At 68.1% G+C, this 17,542-nt stretch carries 15 protein-coding genes; 8 read left to right on the top strand and 7 right to left on the bottom strand.

Going from position 1 to position 17,542, the window contains the following annotated elements:
• Positions 1-43 precede the first annotated feature (43 nt).
• The 3 genes from AC5677_RS19700 (at position 44) to AC5677_RS19690 (ending at position 3,155) form a co-directional block, all read left to right on the top strand.
• Positions 44-937, top strand: a complete 894-nt coding sequence (locus AC5677_RS19700; RefSeq protein ID WP_497196321.1) for an NADP-dependent oxidoreductase — start codon at positions 44-46, stop codon at positions 935-937.
• A 97-nt stretch (positions 938-1,034) separates the two neighbouring features.
• Positions 1,035-2,159 carry an FAD-dependent oxidoreductase gene (locus AC5677_RS19695; protein ID WP_497196320.1) on the top strand — a complete coding sequence of 375 codons (1,125 nt, stop codon included), beginning with the start codon at positions 1,035-1,037 and terminating at the stop codon, positions 2,157-2,159.
• Between the two features lie 69 nt (positions 2,160-2,228).
• A complete protein-coding gene (locus AC5677_RS19690) occupies positions 2,229-3,155 on the top strand; it encodes an NADP-dependent oxidoreductase (RefSeq protein WP_497196319.1) in 927 nt (308 codons plus the stop codon).
• Between the two features lie 72 nt (positions 3,156-3,227).
• On the opposite strand, the gene dnaB is transcribed toward AC5677_RS19690, so the two are convergent.
• Entirely contained in the window at positions 3,228-5,435 is a 2,208-nt protein-coding gene (gene dnaB, locus AC5677_RS19685; RefSeq protein ID WP_497196686.1) for a replicative DNA helicase, read from the bottom strand.
• 668 nt (positions 5,436-6,103) lie between these two features.
• Here dnaB and AC5677_RS19680 point away from each other — a divergent pair.
• Both AC5677_RS19680 and AC5677_RS19675 read left to right on the top strand, forming a co-directional pair.
• A complete protein-coding gene (locus tag AC5677_RS19680) occupies positions 6,104-7,441 on the top strand; it encodes an MATE family efflux transporter (RefSeq protein WP_497196318.1) in 1,338 nt (445 codons plus the stop codon).
• 39 nt (positions 7,442-7,480) lie between these two features.
• Positions 7,481-8,347 carry a trypsin-like serine peptidase gene (locus AC5677_RS19675; protein ID WP_497196317.1) on the top strand — a complete coding sequence of 289 codons (867 nt, stop codon included), beginning with the start codon at positions 7,481-7,483 and terminating at the stop codon, positions 8,345-8,347.
• An 85-nt stretch (positions 8,348-8,432) separates the two neighbouring features.
• Here the strand turns inward: AC5677_RS19675 and rplI are convergent, their stop codons facing one another.
• From rplI to rpsF, 4 genes are all read right to left on the bottom strand, one after another.
• A complete protein-coding gene (gene rplI, locus AC5677_RS19670; protein ID WP_400069096.1) occupies positions 8,433-8,879 on the bottom strand; it encodes a 50S ribosomal protein L9 in 447 nt (148 codons plus the stop codon).
• An 18-nt stretch (positions 8,880-8,897) separates the two neighbouring features.
• Positions 8,898-9,134: a 30S ribosomal protein S18 gene (gene rpsR / locus AC5677_RS19665; protein ID WP_003978893.1), complete on the bottom strand. Its 237-nt coding sequence runs from the start codon at positions 9,132-9,134 to the stop codon at positions 8,898-8,900.
• Positions 9,135-9,245: 111 nt separating this feature from the next.
• A complete protein-coding gene (locus tag AC5677_RS19660) occupies positions 9,246-9,842 on the bottom strand; it encodes a single-stranded DNA-binding protein (RefSeq protein WP_497196316.1) in 597 nt (198 codons plus the stop codon).
• 82 nt (positions 9,843-9,924) lie between these two features.
• Complete coding sequence (rpsF, locus tag AC5677_RS19655) at positions 9,925-10,215, bottom strand: 30S ribosomal protein S6 (protein ID WP_003978891.1); 291 nt, start codon at positions 10,213-10,215, stop codon at positions 9,925-9,927.
• Between the two features lie 230 nt (positions 10,216-10,445).
• Between rpsF and AC5677_RS19650 the strand changes: the two genes are divergently transcribed.
• The 3 genes from AC5677_RS19650 to AC5677_RS19640 all read left to right on the top strand — a co-directional run bounded on the left by AC5677_RS19650 (position 10,446) and on the right by AC5677_RS19640 (position 13,124).
• Positions 10,446-10,763 carry a hypothetical protein gene (locus tag AC5677_RS19650; protein ID WP_403499772.1) on the top strand — a complete coding sequence of 106 codons (318 nt, stop codon included), beginning with the start codon at positions 10,446-10,448 and terminating at the stop codon, positions 10,761-10,763.
• Positions 10,764-10,892: 129 nt separating this feature from the next.
• A complete protein-coding gene (locus AC5677_RS19645) occupies positions 10,893-12,014 on the top strand; it encodes a lipid II:glycine glycyltransferase FemX (RefSeq protein WP_497196315.1) in 1,122 nt (373 codons plus the stop codon).
• 78 nt (positions 12,015-12,092) lie between these two features.
• Entirely contained in the window at positions 12,093-13,124 is a 1,032-nt protein-coding gene (locus tag AC5677_RS19640) for an alanine racemase (protein WP_497196314.1), read from the top strand.
• 86 nt (positions 13,125-13,210) lie between these two features.
• Here AC5677_RS19640 and AC5677_RS19635 read toward each other — a convergent pair whose 3' ends face one another.
• Both AC5677_RS19635 and AC5677_RS19630 read right to left on the bottom strand, forming a co-directional pair.
• Positions 13,211-14,701 carry a glycosyltransferase family 87 protein gene (locus tag AC5677_RS19635; protein WP_497196313.1) on the bottom strand — a complete coding sequence of 497 codons (1,491 nt, stop codon included), beginning with the start codon at positions 14,699-14,701 and terminating at the stop codon, positions 13,211-13,213.
• Between the two features lie 139 nt (positions 14,702-14,840).
• The gene (locus tag AC5677_RS19630; protein ID WP_497196312.1) at positions 14,841-17,498 is read right to left on the bottom strand and encodes a transglycosylase domain-containing protein; all 2,658 of its coding nucleotides are present in this window, start codon (positions 17,496-17,498) and stop codon (positions 14,841-14,843) included.
• Between the last annotated feature and the right edge of the window lie 44 nt (positions 17,499-17,542).

The raw sequence follows: 17,542 nt of genomic DNA, 5'->3' as shown, positions 1-17,542 counted from the left end.
TACCAGTTCCTAAACCATAACCGTTAGTGTTACGGTCGGCCGCATGAAGAGAGTGAGCTTCGCCGAGTTCGGCGGCCCCGACGTTCTCCACCTCGAAGACGCCGAGGAGCCCCACGCGGGCCCCGGCCAGATACGCGTCGCCGTGCGGGCGGCGGGCGTGAACCCGGTCGACTGGCGGATCCGTGAAGGCCAGTTCCAGAAGGTCCGCCCGGTCGAGTTGCCCGCCGGAGTCGGGCAGGACGCCGCCGGGGTGGTGGACCAGGTCGGCGAGCACGTCGAAGGGGTCGAGGTCGGTGACCGCGTGTTCGGGCGGGGCTCGAGTACGTATGCCGAGTTAGCCGTCCTCGCGGCCTGGGCCCGAATGCCCGAGAGCCTGACCTTCGAAGAGGCGGCCGGGTACCCCTCCGTCGTGGAGACCGCGCTGCGCATCATCGGTCAGGCCGGTGTGCGGTCCGGGCAGACGCTGCTGGTCAGCGGCGCGTCCGGGGGAGTTGGATCGGCGGTCCTCCAGATCGCCCGCGAGCGCGGCATCACGGTGATCGGCACGGCCGGAGCCGCGAACCAGGAGTATCTGCGGAGCCTGGGCGCCCTCGCCACGACGTACGGCGAGGGCTGGGTCGAGCGGGTGCGGCGGCTCGGACAGGTCGACGCGGCGCTCGATCTGGCCGGGTCGGGCGTGATCCGCGAGCTCGTCGAGCTGACCGGGGATCCGCTGAGGGTGGTCTCCATCGCCGACCTGGGTGCGCCGGAGCTCGGTGCCCGGTACTCCGGCGTGACCGGGAACGTTCCGGAAGCGCTCGCCGAGGCCGTCCGCCTCATCACGCGGGGAAAGCTCCACATCCCGGTCGAGAAGTCGTACCCGCTCGCCGAGGCCCCGGCGGCACACATCGACAGCCGGGCCGGTCACACGCGCGGGCGCCGGGTCATCGTCGTCTGAGCCGTTCCCTGCCCGGTCACACGGCCCGGCGAGCTGCCTTCCTTCCAGCGATCCTGCCGGGGCCCGCCCGGCAGGTGTGCGACACGCAAGGAGTCCCATGCACACTCCTGTCACGATCATCGGCGCCGGACTCGGCGGCCTCGTCCTGGCCCGCGTCCTGCACCTCCACGGCATCCCGGTCACGGTCTACGAGGCGGAGTCCTCCCCGACGGCGCGTTCGCAGGGCGGGATGCTCGACATCCACGACTACAACGGCCAACCCGCCCTCAAGGCAGCCGGACTGATGGACGAGTTCCGCGGCCTCATCCTGGAGGGCCGCCAAGCGATACGGCTCCTGGACCGCAACGGAACCGTCCTGTTCGACAAGGCCGACGACGGCGCGGGCGAAAGCCCCGAGGTACAGCGCGGCGAGCTGCGACAGATCCTGCTGGACGCACTCCCCGACGGCACCGTCCGATGGGGCCACAAGGCCACTGGCGTCCGCGCCCTCACCGAGGGCCGCCACGAGGTGACCTTCGCAGGCGGCGCCGCCGTCGTCACGAACCTGCTGGTCGGCGCGGACGGCGCATGGTCACGAGTCCGACCGCTGCTCTCCGACGCCACACCCGAATACGTCGGCCGGTCCTTCGTCGAGACCTACCTGCACGACGCCGACACCCGGCACCCGGCCGCCGCGAAAGCGGTCGGCGGCGGGACACTCGTCGCGCTCGACCCGGACGGGAACGGGAAGTGGCTCGTGGCTCACCGGGAGAGGAGCGGGGCCCTCCGCACCTACATCACACTGGCCAAGCCGCAGGACTGGTTCGCCGGCATCGATTTCACCGATGCCGCCGCAGCCGCCGAGCGGATCGCGGAGGAGTACGACGGCTGGGCACCGGAACTCACCGCCCTGATCACCGCCGGCCGGACCGCGCCGGTCCTGCGCCCCCTCCACGCCCTGCCGGTCGGGCACCGCTGGGACCGGGTGCCGGGAGTGACCCTGCTCGGCGACGCCGCCCACCTCTCCACCCCCAACGGTGAAGGCGCCAACCTGGCCATGCAGGACGGTGCCGAACTCGGAAAGGCCCTCGCCGCACACCCCGACGCCATCGAGACCGCCCTCACCTCATACGAACAAGCGCTGTTCCCCCGCAGCGCCGCGGCCGCCGCCGAAGTCGCCCACAACCCCACGCCCCAGGACGTGATCAATTTCTTCACCGACCGGGACCCCGCGGGAATCTGACAGTCCCGCGGAGGTGAGCGACTGCAAGCTCTCCTGCTGAACGACTTACTACGCGTACGGAGGTTGTCCGTGTTTGCTGTGCAATACCACCGCTACGGCGGTTCCGAAGTCCTGTGCATGGAGGAGGTCGAAGAGCCGCACGCCGGGCCCGGTCAGGTCCGCATCGCGGTGCGTGCCACCGGCGTCACCCCGGTGGACTGGTACCTGCGTTCAGGGATGCTGCGGGACCTCGCCACCCTGGACTTCCCCCACATCCCCGGCATGGATGCCGCCGGAACGGTCGACGAGGTGGGAGCGGGCGTGACCGGCACCGCCGTGGGAGACGAGGTCTTCGGCCTCGTCCCCTTCGTGGATCAGGGAGGCGCCGCGGCCCAGTACGCCGTCCTTGAGGCATGGGCACCCAAGCCTCAGTCGTGGTCTTTCGAGGAAGCGGGTGGCGCCGCGGGCAACATCGACACAGCCGTGCGTGTACTGGAGGCCCTGGAAGCCGCCGAGGGCATGACCTTGCTGATCGATGGTGCCGCCGGAGGCGTCGGCACCATCACCGCGCAACTCGCCCGGGCCCGCGGCCTCACCGTGATCGGCACCGCGAGCGAAGGCAACCACGGCTTCCTCGACCGGCTCGGCGTCGTTCCGGTCACCTACGGGGCGGGGCTGGCCGATCGCCTTGCCCCACTGGCTCCGCACGGGGTCGACGTGGTTCTGGACGCGGCCGGCAAGGGCTCTCTCGGCGAACTGGTGGCCATCGCCGGCGACCCGCACCGCGTGGTGACCATCGCAGACTTCGACGCCGACCGACACGGAGTGCGGTACTCACGCTCCCGAGCAGGAGAGTCGCCGGGCTGGGCAGGGCTGCCACTGGCGGCCGATCTCGCCGACCGCGGACGCCTCACCGTCCCGCTGCACGCCGTGTTCCCGTTGAAGGAGACCGCCACAGCTCACGACGTGAGCGCCACCGGCCACGCGCGCGGCAAGATCGTCATCACCGTGCCCTGACAGCCGTGGGCCTGGTCGCGCGGCCCGGTCGAAGTCGTCCAAGAGGAGACGAGACAGCTCCCCGGACCTCACTCACGTCTGCGCCATGTCCACAAACCGCGAGTAGTGGCCCTGGAACGCCACCGTGATCGTCGCCGTAGGGCCGTTACGGTGTTTCGCCACAATCAGGTCGGCCTCGCCGGCGCGCGGGGACTCCTTCTCGTAGGCGTCCTCGCGGTGCAACAGGATGACCATGTCGGCGTCCTGCTCGATCGAGCCGGATTCACGCAGGTCGGAGACCATCGGCTTCTTGTCCGTGCGCTGCTCGGGGCCACGGTTGAGCTGGGAGAGCGCGATGACCGGGAGTTCGAGTTCCTTCGCCAGGAGCTTGAGGTTTCGGGACATGTCCGAGACCTCCTGCTGGCGGCTCTCGGCACGCTTCGAACCGCCGGACTGCATCAGCTGGAGATAGTCGATGACCACGAGCTTCAGCTCGTTGCGCTGCTTGAGCCGACGGCACTTGGCGCGGATTTCCATCATCGAGAGGTTGGGCGAGTCGTCGATGTACAGCGGCGCGGCCGACACATCCGGCATACGGCGCGCCAGGCGCGTCCAGTCCTCGTCCGTCATGCTGCCGGAGCGCATGTGGTGCAGCGCCACCCGGGCCTCGGCGGACAGCAGGCGCATCGCGATCTCGTTGCGCCCCATTTCCAGCGAGAAGATCACGCTCGGCAGATTGCTCTTGATCGAGCAGGCTCGCGCGAAGTCCAGGGCGAGGGTGGAGTTGTGGGTGGGGACCATCGACCGGGTGGCCAGGTAGAGGTGATCGGGGTTGTCCACCTGGACACAGCGGACCGGGACGCTCTCGATCTCCCGGACGTCGGTGATGAAGCGCTGGTTCAGCTGCTCAGTGCCGTGGCCGCCGGGCTCCGCATGCGCGCTGCCCTTCCGCTCCGGTCCGAGCGCATCGTCGTTCGGCGTGTAGGCGACGAGATACGCGGTGGACGACCCCTCTGAGCCCTCCGCGATCCGCTGGGTACGCATGGCACAGCGATGGCCGAGGCTCACCACCAGCTCGCAAAGCCCTTCGGCCAGCGCCTTGTTGGTGGCCGTGAACTGCACCGATCCGGTCGCAGTGACCGTTCCGTCGGCGTCCACGAGCCCCGCGAGGAGTTCTCTGCGCTGGGCGACGGAACTGCGCAGATACTCCTGGGGGATGTGCCTGTTCGCCAGGAGACCCATGCTCTGCAGCGCCGTTTGAAGACCGTCGTGGCTCGTGTCGCCGTCTCCCAGCCATGTGCCCAGGGCGTACGGAGACAGCGGCAGGTCCCGGTGCGGGAGTTCGAGCGGGTCGGCGTTCTTCACGCTGTGGTTGTTGCGCCGGTCGGCTGTGGGGCCGTGCAGCGTCGCAGCGATTTCCTTGGTCGTCCTGACCGAGGCGGAGGCGCGCTTGCCGGGGGAGCCGTCGTGCCCGGCAGCGGCGGCCTGAGCCGATCTGCGGGACGCCCCGGTGTCGGTGAGCCACTGGTGATCCGCATCGGCGATCACGGTCGTGCCGTCATCGAAGGTCATCTCGTAGCAGGGGCGCCCCGTCATCACCTCGGTGGCGGCCACCACGCGGGTGGGCTTCCCCGTTGCGTCGAGGAGATGGTCCCCGGGCTGCACCTCGCCCATGGTGGTCCACCCGGAGGGGGTGGGCAGCGGGGTGTCCAGGGCGAGGGCCTTACCCATGGCGGGACGGGCCGCGATCACGATCATCTGGCCCGGGTGCAGGCCGTTCGTCAAGGAATCGAGGTCGGTGAAGCCGGTGGGCACGCCCGTCATCTGGCCCTGACGCGAGCCGATCGCCTCGATCTCGTCGAGGGCGCCCTCCATGATGTCGCCGAGCGGGAGGTAGTCCTCGCTGGTCCGCTGCTCGGTGACGGCGTAGATCTCCGCCTGGGCGCTGTTGACGATCTCGTCGACGTCGCCGTCCGCCGCGTATCCCATCTGCGTGATCCGCGTACCGGCCTCGACCAGCCGGCGCAGCACGGCACGCTCGTGGACGATCTCGGCGTAGTACTCGGCGTTGGCAGCCGTGGGCACGGACTGGACGAGGGTGTGCAGATACGATGCGCCGCCGACCCGTCCGATCTCGCCGCGCTTGGTCAGCTCCGCCGCGATGGTGATCGGGTCGGCGGGCTCGCCCTTGGCGTAGAGGTCGAGGATCGCCTGAAATACCAGCTCATGGGCGGGACGGTAGAAGTCCTCGCCCTTGAGGACCTCGACGACGTCGGCGATGGCGTCCTTCGACAGGAGCATGCCGCCGAGCACCGACTGCTCCGCGTCCAGATCCTGTGGGGGGACCCGCTCGAAGCCGCCCGCCCAGGAGCCGCCGTCATCGTCACCGCGCTCCTGGCGGTCGCCGCGTCCGCGGCCCTTTCCCTCACCTCGACGGGAGCGGGGGGCCGGCAGCCGGTCGCTCGGACCGGAGTCCGCCCAAGGGTCCTCCATGGGCTCGGGCATGCTCACCCCGGCACCTCCTCCCGTCCGCGGCGCGGACCTTGCTGTGCTCTTCTTTCTTACGGCACAGCTCTGACAATCGAGACGCCCGACTCCGGTTACGGCGCGTCGAGTTCGGACGATGTCTCAGGCCGGAACAGGCGGCGGGTGCCGGACCACGGTAGGCCCGCGAGCACCTTCCGCCAATCTGGTTATCCACAGGCCGTGTGGATGACGGGCCTCCAGCTGTGGAGAAGTCCCCGGATCCTGTGCACGGGCCGGGGGAAACTACTGTGGACAAGCACACAATCAGCCCACCCGCACGCCCCTGACCTGCACTTTTCTCATCCATAGGCTGTGGGGGAGAAAAACTTCGGCGACCCGGTCAAGATCACGGCAAACAGTACGGAGATGACGACTCCACACAGCGGAAAGTAAGGACCGCAATGGGATTGCATCTCTTACCTGTGGAAGATTAGATTGCCTGCATGACACAGGCTCCCGCGACGCCACGGCGCGCCCACCGCCGCCATGACCGCGAGATCGTAGCCCTCGCCCTGCCGGCCTTCGGCGCACTGGTCGCGGAACCGCTCTTCCTCATGGTCGACAGCGCCGTCGTCGGCCACCTCGGCACCCCCCAGCTGGCCGGCCTCGGCGTCGCCGCCGCCCTGCTGACCACCGCGGTCTCCGTCTTCGTCTTCCTCGCGTACGCCACCACCGCCGCGGTTGCCCGCAGGGTCGGCGCCGGTGATCTGCCCGCCGCCATCCGCCAGGGCATGGACGGGATCTGGCTCGCCCTCCTGCTCGGCGCCGCGGTCATCACGGCCGTGCTGCCCACCGCCCCCTGGCTCGTCGAAGCCTTCGGCGCCTCCGGCACCGCAGCACCGTACGCCACGACCTACCTTCGTATCAGCGCCCTCGGCATCCCCGCGATGCTGGTCGTCCTGGCCGCCACCGGGGTGCTCCGCGGCCTCCAGGACACCAGGACCCCGCTGTACGTCGCCATCGGCGGCTTCTCCGCCAACGCCGCCCTCAACGCCGGCCTGGTCTACGGCACCGGCCTCGGCATCGCGGGCTCCGCCTGGGGCACGGTCATCGCCCAGTGCGGCATGGCCGCCGTCTATCTCACCGTCGTGATCCGCGGCGCACGGCGCAACGGCGCCTCGCTCCGCCCCGATGCGGCGGGGATACGCGCCTGTGCACAGGCCGGCGTCCCGCTGCTCGTGCGCACCCTCTCGCTGCGCGCGGTGCTGATGATCGCCACCGCCGTCGCCGCCCGGCTCGGCGACGCCGAGATAGCCGCCCACCAGATCGTACTCACTCTCTGGCAGCTGCTGGCCTTCGCTCTGGACGCGATAGCGATCGCCGGCCAGGCCATCATCGGCCGCTACCTCGGTGCGGGCGACCGCGACGGCGCCAAGGCCGCCTGCCGACGCATGGTCCAGTGGGGCATCGCCTCCGGCCTGGTCCTCGGGGTGCTGGTCGTGCTCGCCCGGCCGCTGTTCATCCCCCTGTTCACCGCCGATCCCGCCGTCCGCGGCCCACTGATGACCACGCTGCTGGTCGTGGCCGTCACCCAGCCCATATCCGGCATCGTCTTCATACTCGACGGCGTCCTGATGGGCGCGGGCGATGGCCCGTATCTCGCCTGGGCAATGGTCGCGACGCTGGCCGTGTTCGCGCCCGTGGCACTGGCCGTGCCCGCCCTCGGCGGCGGCCTTGTCGCCCTGTGGTGGGCAATGGCCTTGATGATGACCGTGCGGATGCTGACGCTCTGGTTCCGGACCAGCTCGGGCCGATGGATTGTGACCGGGGCCTCCCGCTGAACTGTCCCGTAACCGCGAGTGGCTGTCGATAATGACCGTGTGCGCGCCCTCACCAGGAAATCACTCCTGCCCCTGACGTTCTTCGTCATCGTGGCAGCCGCTGTGGTGGGCTACTCCGCGGAGGACGCCGATACCGGCAACGTCGCCGGCGGCCGCAGCAGTTTCGGCAAGTCCGGCGAGGCGGGACAGGACCCCCAGGACCAGGATCCCGCCGCGACGGCCCCGGCCGATGACGGCAACGCCTACACCCCGCGCAGAACGGAGCAGAACGCCCGGGTCGGCGTGGTCTTCGAGAAGGACGACTCCGGCGACCACTTCTGCACCGCCAGCGTCGTCCAGAGTCCCGGCCGGAACATGCTCATCACGGCCGCGCACTGCGCCTTCGACGCCGACGCCGGGACCACCGTGAACGATCTCGTCTTCGCCCCCGACTACCGCGGCGGCGACGAGCCCACCGGCTTGTGGAAGGTCAAGAAGGTGGTCGTCGACGACCGCTGGGCCAAGTCACAGGACGAGGATCTCGACGTCGCCTTCCTGATACTCGACAAGAAGCACGGCAAGCAGATCCAGGACGTCCTGGGCGGCAACACCCTCGGCATCGACCGCGGCTTCGACAACGAGGTCAAGATCACCGGCTATCCCACGAGCCGCGACACCCCGATCTCCTGCCAGAACCGCACCACGAAGTTCAGCGACACCCAGCTACGCGTCCAGTGCACCGACTTCGAAGGCGGCACCAGCGGCAGTCCCTGGCTGGCCGACTACGACCCCAAGAGCCACACCGGCACGGTCATCGGCGTCCTGGGCGGCCATGAAGGAGGCGGCGACGAGGATGACATCTCCTATGCCGCGTACTTCGACGACGATGTCGCCGAGCTGTACAAGCACGCACAGGACGTGGACTGAGCCCCGGCCCGCAGGACACCGGCACGGCAAAGGGCCGTACCCCGGAGGGGGTACGGCCCTTCAGCGTTGTGCTGTGGTGCTGCGATTACGCGGCGACGACCTCGACGCCGAGCTTCGCAACGACCTCGGCGTGCAGACGCACGGAGATCTGGTGCGCGCCCAGGGTCTTGATCGGCGAACCGAGCTCGACGCGGCGCTTGTCGACGTCCGGGCCACCGGCAGCCTTGATCGCCGAGGCGATGTCGGCCGGGGTGACGGAGCCGAACAGACGACCCGCGTCGCCGGCACGGACGGCCAGCTTCACGTTGACGCCCTCGAGCTGGCCCTTGACCTCGTTGGCCTGCTCGATCGTGGCGATCTCGCGGATCTTACGACCGCGACGGATCTGCTCGACGTCCTTCTCGCCACCCTTGGTCCAGCGGATCGCGAAACCACGCGGGACCAGGTAGTTACGGGCGTACCCGTCCTTGACGTCAACGACGTCGCCGGCGGTGCCGAGGCCGGAGACCTCGTGGGTGAGGATGATCTTCATGTTTCGGTCACCCTTCCCTTATCGCGCGGTGGACGTGTAGGGCAGCAGCGCCATCTCACGGCTGTTCTTCACGGCCGTGGCGACGTCACGCTGGTGCTGAGTGCAGTTGCCGGTGACCCGGCGGGCACGGATCTTGCCGCGGTCGGAGATGAACTTCCGCAGCAGGTTCGTGTCCTTGTAGTCGACGTAGGAGATCTTCTCCTTGCAGAACACGCAAACCTTCTTCTTAGGCTTGCGAGCAGGCGGCTTCGCCATTGTCTCTCTCCAGTGAGTTCAAGAAGTTTGTGCTGACGCCCTCAGGCCCCCGGCCGCTCCACGGCGTTGTTTCACGTGAAACAACGCGTCGGACGGACCGGCTGTACGGACCTAGAAGGGCGGCTCGTCCGAGTAGCCGCCGCCGGAGCCACCGCCCCAGCCACCACCGCCGCCGCCACCCTGCTGGCCGCCGCCGGCGGGTGCACCGGTCGCCCACGGGTCGTCGGCGGGAGCCCCGCCGCCGCCCTGCTGGCCGCCGCCGGGACCGCCGCCCCAACCGCCGCCACCCTGGCCACCGCCGCCCTGCTGGCCGCCGCCGAAGCCGCCGCCCTGGCCACCGCGACCACCGGTCTTGGTGATCTTGGCCGTGGCGTTCTTCAAGCTCGCGCCGACTTCCTCGACGTCGAGCTCGTAGACCGTGCGCTTCACGCCCTCGCGGTCCTCGTACGACCGCTGCTTGAGACGGCCCTGCACGACCACGCGGGTACCCCGCGTGAGGGACTCGGCGACGTTCTCCGCCGCCTGACGCCACACCGAGCAGGTCAGGAACAGGCTCTCGCCGTCCTTCCACTCATTGGTCTGACGGTCGAAGGTGCGGGGGGTGGACGCGACGCGGAACTTCGCGACCGCCGCACCGGACGGGGTGAAGCGCAGCTCGGGGTCGTCGACAAGATTGCCGACAACCGTGATGACGGTCTCGCCTGCCATTAGGGGAACCTCTCGGCGGGTGTGCTGCTGGCTGCTGGTGTTGCTGCTACTCGAACCCGGTTACCGCTGGACGCTTGCGCGCTCAGTGGGTCTCGGGACGGAGGACCTTGGTCCGAAGGACCGACTCATTCAGGTTCATCTGACGGTCGAGCTCCTTGACGACCGCAGGCTCGGCCTGCAGGTCGATGACCGAGTAGATGCCCTCGGGCTTCTTGTTGATCTCGTACGAGAGACGACGACGGCCCCAGGTGTCGACCTTCTCGACCTTTCCGTTGCCCTCACGGACGACGGAGAGGAAGTTCTCGATCAGCGGGGAGACAGCGCGCTCCTCGAGATCGGGGTCGAGGATGACCATCACCTCGTAGTGACGCATGTAGAACCCACCTCCTTTGGACTCAGCGGCCACGGTCGTTCCGTGGCAGGAGGGTCATGATGCGTTCCGCACCGAGCCCGGCCGGAGTATCCGGACAGACATGGGCGCAGACCGTACAGAGTACCTGCCTCAGGCCTTCCGGTTGAAATCCGAGCGGCACACCCCTCAATCTGGAACACAACGGGTGTGAGCGGCGTTACAGTGCGCCGCCCTGTCATCGGAGGTGCCGCATGGCACAGGCAGTAAGGACCCAGCGCAGCCTGATCTCGCTGCTCAACAGCGACGGCCAGGCTCATCCCGTCGAGAACACCCTCGCCATCGTGACCGTAGTCCTCGGCGCGATCGCCGCCTTCGCCACATTTTCCCCCAGTCTGCACCTGGTCAGTTCCTGGGTCGGCCTGGTCGGAATCGGCACCGGCCTCTGGGGCCAGTTCATCTCGTCGACGACAGGTGAACGCTTCCTGTTGATCATCGGGCTAGGAGCCGCGGCCTTCGGCTTCTACCTCGGTCTGGCACACGGCGGCCTCTTCGGCGGCGTCATCGGTTAGCGCAACGGATAAGGGCCGTACGGCCCTGTGCCCGCACGGGCCAGTCGGGGCGCTCCCCGGTCACAGTAGGCTTCGGCGCGAGAGCCGGAGCCCCGACAATGGGGACACACCTGCCGAGGAGCGCCCCGCATGAGCCTGACCCTGAGGACCATCAGTCGAGAGCAGCATCTGGCATACATCCAGAGCCTGCCCGCGGCCAGCCACATGCAGGTCCCTGCCTGGGCGGACGTCAAGGCCGAATGGCGCTCGGAGAGCCTGGGCTGGTTCGACGCGAGCGGCGAGCTGGTCGGCGCCGGCCTCGTCCTCTACCGCCAGGTGCCCAAGGTCAAGCGCTACCTCGCCTACCTCCCCGAGGGCCCGGTCATCAACTGGTACGCGCCGAACCTCAAGGACTGGCTGCAGCCGATGCTCGCGCATCTCAAGCAGCAGGGTGCCTTCACCGTGAAGATGGGCCCGCCGGTCGTCATCCGCCGCTGGGACGCCGCGGCGATCAAGGCCGGCATCCAGAACCAGGACGTCAAGCGCCTGCGCGACGTCGAGGCGACCCACATCGAGCCGCGCGCCTTCGAGGTGGCCGACCAGCTGCGCCGTATGGGCTGGCAGCAGGGCGAGGAGGGTGGCGCCGGCTTCGCCGATGTCCAGCCCCGCTATGTGTTCCAGGTACCGCTCGCCGACCGCAGCCTGGAGGAGGTCCACAAGGGCTTCAACCAGCTGTGGCGCCGTAACATCAAGAAGGCCGAGAAGGCCGGTGTCGAGGTCGTCCAGGGCGGCTACGAAGACCTTGCTGAATGGCAGCGGCTCTACGAGATCACCGCGGAACGCGACAAGTTCCGTCCGCGACCGCTCAGCTACTTCCAGCGCATGTGGACCGCCCTCAACACCGAGGACCCCAACCGCATGCGTCTGTACTTCGCGCGGCACAACGGCGTGAACCTCTCCGCGGCGACGATGCTGGTCGTCGGCGGGCACGTCTGGTACTCCTACGGCGCCTCCGACAACATCGGCCGGGAAGTCCGCCCGTCCAACGCCATGCAGTGGCAGATGCTGCAGGACGCCTACAAGCTCGGCGGCTCGGTCTACGACCTCCGTGGCATCAGCGACTCGCTGGACGAGAACGACCATCTCTTCGGTCTGATCCAGTTCAAGGTCGGCACGGGTGGGCAGGCAGCGGAGTACCTCGGTGAGTGGGACTTCCCGCTCAACAAGCTCATGCAGAAGGCGTTCGACATCGCGATGTCGCTCCGCGGATAGCCTGCGCACCGCCGACAGCTCCACCGCACCGTTCGTACCCTGAGACACCCAGCTACGAGAAAGGTCCCGGGCCCGGCCATGGCGCTCACTCTCTACGTCGACACCGCGCGCTGGCGGGCACACCAGCAGAGCGTGCTCCAGCAGTTCCCCGGGCTGGTCCCGGTCTGCAAAGGCAACGGTTACGGCTTCGGCCATGAGCGCCTCGCCGAGGAGGCGACCCGCCTCGGTTCCGACATTCTCGCGGTCGGTACGACCTACGAAGCGGCCCGCATCAAGGACTACTTCAGCGGCGACCTGCTCGTCCTGACCCCGTTCCGGCACGGCGAGGAGCCGGTTCCGCTGCCGGACCGGGCGATCCGCTCGGTCTCCTCGGTCGAGGGCGTGGGCGGCCTGGTCGGCGCCCGGGTCGTCATCGAGGTCATGAGCAGCATGAAGCGGCACGGCGTCAAGCCGGAGGACCTGCCGAAGCTGGCCGCGGCCATAGAAGACGTCCGGCTCGAAGGATTCGCCATCCACCTGCCGCTGGACCGCGCCGACGGCTCCGACGCCGTCGAGGAGGTCATCGGCTGGATGGACCGGCTGCGCGCCGCCCGGCTGCCGCTGCACACCATGTTCGTCAGCCACCTCAAGGCGCAGGAACTCGCCCGGCTCCAGCAGCAGTTCCCGCAGACCCGCTTCCGCGCGCGGATCGGGACGCTGCTGTGGCTCGGCGACCACGAGGCCACCGAGTACCGCGGCTCGGTTCTTGATGTGACCCGGATCGCGAAGGGGGAGCGCTTCGGCTACCGCCAGCAGAAGGCGGCCTCCGACGGCTACCTGGTCGTGGTGGCCGGCGGCACCTCGCACGGCGTCGGCCTGGAGTCACCCAAGGCGCTGCATGGCGTGATGCCGCGCGCCAAGGGCGTGGCCCGAGCGGGCCTGGCAACCGTCAACCGCAACCTGGCCCCGTACGTATGGGCCGGTAAGCAGCGCTGGTTCGCGGAGCCGCCACACATGCAGGTGTCGATCTTGTTCGTGCCGGGGGATGCACCCGAGCCCCAGGTCGGCGAGGAGCTGGTGGCCCACCTGCGCCACACCACCACCCAGTTCGACCGGATCGTGGACCGCTGAAGAACCTGTCTTCCATGACGTCAAGGGCCCGGTGCCGCAGACACCCTCTGCGACACCGGGCCCGATGCTTGTCCACCGTGCTCGGCCTACTTCCGTACGGCGCCCCAGCGCACCGGCGCCGCGCCTTCGAAGTGCGCCGCGCGGCGTGGCTCGCGGGCCGTCTGTCCGAGCACAAACACATCCGGCGCCCGGTCCAGGACACCGCCCGACGGGTCATCGTCCCCGTCCCTGCGCACCACATCGCGCTCCGGCATCAGAATGTCCCGTACGACCACAGCGCACAGATAGAGCGTGCCCAGGAGGTGCAGCACGATGGCGAGCTGATAGCCCTCGGGCGGCAGCCCCTGATGCTTGTCGCCGTTGCTGGTGTAGGCGAGGTACATCCAGATCCCGAGGTAGTACATGACCTCGCAGCCCTGCCAGATCAGGAAGTCCCGCCAGCGTGGACGGGCCAGCGCGGCGAGCGGGATCAGCCACAGGACGTACTGCGGCGAGTAGACCTTGTTCGTGAGGATGAACAGCGCCACGACGAGAAACGCGAGCTGCGCGAAGCGCGGCCGACGCGGTGCGTACAGAGTGAGCAAACCGATGACGCCGCAGCCGACGATCATCAGCAGCGTGGCGTAGGTGTTGGCGTTCTCCAGGGGGTTGCCGGTGCGCTGTGAGATCAGGAGCCAGAGCGAACCGAAGTCGATCGGCCGTTCCTGGCTGAAGGTGTAGAACTTCGCCCAGCCCTCCCGGATGTGGAAGCCGGCCGCATCGTGCGTGATCATCACCGGCAGGTTCACCACAAGCCAGGCCGCCACGGCACCGGTGAGGGCCCGGCCGTAGGCCCGCCAGGCTCCCGCGCGCCAGCACAGCACCAGCAATGGCCCCAACAGCAGCACCGGGTACAGCTTCGCCGCGGTCGCCAGGCCGATCAGCACACCGGCCGTCAGCGGGCGGCTGCGTGACCACATCAGCATCCCCGCAGCGGTCAGGGCGACCGCCAGCAGGTCCCAGTTGATGGTGGCGGTAAGGGCGAAGGCGGGTGCCAGTGCGACCAGCAGTCCGTCCCAGGGACGGCGGCGGTGGGTACGGGCCACACAGACCGCCATGATGACGGCGCACACCATCAGCATCCCGGCATTGACCAGCCAGTAGATCTGCTCACTGGGGACACGGTCCTGGATCGTGGCCGGATGCGGGGTCATCCACGAGGCGACCTCCATGAAGAGACCGGTCAGCACGGGGTACTCGAGGTACTCCATATCGCCGGGCAGTCGCTGGAAATACGGGATCAGCCCATCGGCGAATCCCCGCCCCACATAGAGATGGGGAATGTCGGAGTAGCAGGCGTGGGTGTACTGGGTCGTGGCACCGAAGAACCACCCGCCGTCGAAGCAAGGCAGCTTCTGCACCATGCCGAGTGCGAACACGCCGATGGCGACCAGCGCGATGCCCCGCACCGGCGTCAGCCAGTTCGTTCCGAGCAGCGCGCGCCGGCCGATCGGCCCTCCGATCAACTCGCTACCGGCCGCCGCAACCTCATCCCGCCTCGTCGGCCGTACAGGCTCGTCCTGTCGCACGCTCGTCATGGCCCCATCCTGCCGTACAGCCCTCGGCCGAATATGGCGAAGCCCCCGCCCGGTCATCCCGGGTCGGGGGCTTCGTGAGTCCATGTTTCACGTGAAACGGTCTGCGTGTTTCACGTGAAACGTCTCGCGGCCGTGGACGCTACCTGCCCTTGGGGCCGCCGAAGATCCCGCCACCGCCGCTGGTGGGATCAGGCGTCGGAGTCGTGTCGCCTCCGGGGCCACCGCCCGGTCCTCCGCCGGTACCTCCGCCATTACCCGTACCGCCACCGTCGCCTCCACAGCCGATGTCCCACTTGGAGCAGGTCTCGCTCGGGCTGGGGCTCGGCGAGTCGCCCGGGGAGGCAGACTCGCTCGGCGTCTCGGACGGGGTCCCGCTCGGCTCCTGCGACGGAGTCGGGGTGGGCTTGGGGGTCGGCATACCTACCTCGTTCACCGGCGGACCGACGGACGACGTGGGCGGATTGAACTCCTCCGACGGGATATGCGCCGCCAGCATGTACTCGGTCCACACCTCGGTCGGCAGGGCGCCACCGTGGATCGAGTCGAAACCACCGACTCCGTTCATGGACAGCTGGCGGGGATTCTGCGGGTCCTCACGGAACATCGTCACAGACGTCGAGAGACGCGGCGTGTAGCCAACGAACCATGCCGACTTGTTCTCGTCGGTCGTACCGGTCTTGCCCGCGGCCGGAATGCCCAGCCGCTTCGCTTCCTTCGCCGTGCCGTTCTGGATGACGTTCTGCAGCACCTTGGTCACGGTGTCGGCAATGTTGGGCTGCAGCGCCGACACCTGCTCGGGCTTGTCGAAGCCGTCCAGGTCCTTGCCCTCCAACGTCACCTTGGTCACCGAGTACGGTTCAACCTTGGTGCCCGAAGCGGCAAAGGTCGCGTAGGCATTGGCCATCCGGATCGCACTCGGCGTGGAGGTGCCCAGCGCGAACGACGGGTTGAGGTTCTTGTCGAAGCTGTCCGGCGAGATACCGACCGACTCGGCCACGTCCCGCACCTTGCGCATCCCGACATCCATGCCGAGCTGAACGAACGGGGTGTTGACGGACTGCTCCATCGCCTTGGTCAGGGTGATGTAGCCCCAGGGATGGTTGCTCTCGTTCTCCTGGTAGAAGGGTGAGCCGTCCTGCTTCAGGACAAAGCCGCCCTCTGCGTTCCGCACCTTGAGATGGTCGTCGCCGTTGTACTTGCTTTCCGGAGGGATCGGCGCACCGCCGCTGGCGGCCGTGCCGTCCTTCATCGCCGCCGCAAGAACGAACGGCTTCCAGGTCGAGCCGACGGGCACACCATAGGTGTCCGCGTTATTGCTGAAATGCCCCTTGTCGTAACCCTCACCGCCGTAAAGGGCAACGATCTTGCCGTCGCCGGGCACCACGGAGGCAGCACCGAACTGGACGTATTTATCCTTCGCGCGCTTTTTGGGATCGATATACCGCTTGTCGACTTTCTTGACCGCTTCGGCGAGTTTGTTGACCTTCGACTCATCAAAGGTTGTCTGGATGGTGTAGCCGCCCCTGTCGAACTCCCGCTCACTGAGGTTGGAGTGCTTCAGGACGTACTTCTTGGCCGTGTCCATCAGGTAGCCGATCTGGCCGGCCTTACTGGCCACCGGCTTCGGGTCCTCGACGTGGGGGAACTTTGTGATCTTGAGCCGCTCCGCCTTCGAGATCATCCCGTTCTCGACTTCCCGGTCGAGGATCCAGCGCCATCGAGCCTTCGCCCGCTTGGTGTTGGACGCCCGGTCGGAGTTCGGCCCGGAACCGCCGGCCGGGTCGTAGAGGTCGGCACCCTTGAGCACCGTTGCCAGCAGGGCGCTCTCGCTCCGCGACAGCTTGCTGGCGTCCTTCCCGAAGTACGCCTGGGCTGCGGCCTGGATGCCGTAGGCACCGCGCCCGTAGTAACTGGTGTTGAGGTAACCCTGCAAGATCTCGGGCTTGCCCTTGAGCGCCCCGACCTTTATCGAGATGAACAGTTCCTTGAACTTGCGGTCCAGCGTCTGGTTCTGGGTCAGCATCGCGTTCTTGACGTACTGCTGCGTGATGGTCGAGCCACCCTGGGTTTCCCCACCCTTGGCCATGTTGAACAGCGCGCGTGCGATACCCATGGGATCCACGCCCGAGTCGTGCCAGAACGACGCGTTCTCCGCCGCGACCGCCGCGTCCTGCATTTCACCGGGGATCTGGGCAATCTTGAGGTTCTGCCGGTTCGTGTCACCGTCGCGGGCCATGACCTTGCCATTGGACCAGAGGTAGACGTTGTTCTGGGCCATGGCGGCCTTGTTCTCATCGGGAACATCCACCACAGCCAGCGCGACGCCCGCGGCTCCGACGATCAGGCCGATGAAACCCAGACACAGGCTGGTGACCTGTTTCCAGGACGGCACAAAGCGACGCCAGCCGTCGCGGTGGGCACGCGGGTAGTCGATCCAGCGCTTCTTGGCAGGCTTCCCATTGCCACGCCCTCGACCTCCCCCCTCGGGCCCGTTCCCGCCGCCACCGGTGCGGCGGCCTCCACGGCCGCCACCGCCATGGCCAGCGGACCCACCACCGGTGGCCATCGCAGCGGGATCGGATCCTCGCCGGCGGCCGCCACGCTGCGCGGCCCGGCGGGCTTCGGCACGTCCACCGTACGGCCGCTCCTGGCCATGCGGATCGGAGGTGGGCGGCGGACCGGCAGCCGAGTCCCGCGAGGGCGCGGCACGACGCCCTGATGGCTGCTGCGCGGAACGTCGGGCCGCGGCACGTCCGCCACCTTGTGGCTGTGGCGGTTTGCGACGGTGCTCGCTCATGGAACGATTACTCCTCGGGCAGGCGCGCTTTCTCGTCGCCTGAA

This window comes from Streptomyces sp. JLSY215, from assembly GCF_059682825.1.
Note: the sequence above shows the minus strand (reverse complement) of the source record. Positions and strands in the feature narration are given on the sequence as shown.

Bases quoted from the DNA above. Each gene is read 5' to 3' on its own strand.
- AC5677_RS19700 (WP_497196321.1), top strand. From the start codon at position 44: ATGAAGAGAGTGAGCTTCGCCGAGTTCGGCGGCCCCGACGTTCTCCAC.
- AC5677_RS19695 (WP_497196320.1), top strand. From the start codon at position 1,035: ATGCACACTCCTGTCACGATCATCGGCGCCGGACTCGGCGGCCTCGTC.
- dnaB (WP_497196686.1), bottom strand. From the start codon at position 5,435: ATGCTCCTGTCGAAGGACGCCATCGCCGACGTCGTCGAGGTCCTCAAG.
- AC5677_RS19680 (WP_497196318.1), top strand. From the start codon at position 6,104: ATGACACAGGCTCCCGCGACGCCACGGCGCGCCCACCGCCGCCATGAC.
- rplI (WP_400069096.1), bottom strand. From the start codon at position 8,879: ATGAAGATCATCCTCACCCACGAGGTCTCCGGCCTCGGCACCGCCGGC.
- rpsR (WP_003978893.1), bottom strand. From the start codon at position 9,134: ATGGCGAAGCCGCCTGCTCGCAAGCCTAAGAAGAAGGTTTGCGTGTTC.
- AC5677_RS19660 (WP_497196316.1), bottom strand. From the start codon at position 9,842: ATGGCAGGCGAGACCGTCATCACGGTTGTCGGCAATCTTGTCGACGAC.
- rpsF (WP_003978891.1), bottom strand. From the start codon at position 10,215: ATGCGTCACTACGAGGTGATGGTCATCCTCGACCCCGATCTCGAGGAG.
- AC5677_RS19650 (WP_403499772.1), top strand. From the start codon at position 10,446: ATGGCACAGGCAGTAAGGACCCAGCGCAGCCTGATCTCGCTGCTCAAC.
- AC5677_RS19645 (WP_497196315.1), top strand. From the start codon at position 10,893: ATGAGCCTGACCCTGAGGACCATCAGTCGAGAGCAGCATCTGGCATAC.
- AC5677_RS19640 (WP_497196314.1), top strand. From the start codon at position 12,093: ATGGCGCTCACTCTCTACGTCGACACCGCGCGCTGGCGGGCACACCAG.
- AC5677_RS19635 (WP_497196313.1), bottom strand. From the start codon at position 14,701: ATGACGAGCGTGCGACAGGACGAGCCTGTACGGCCGACGAGGCGGGAT.
- AC5677_RS19630 (WP_497196312.1), bottom strand. From the start codon at position 17,498: ATGAGCGAGCACCGTCGCAAACCGCCACAGCCACAAGGTGGCGGACGT.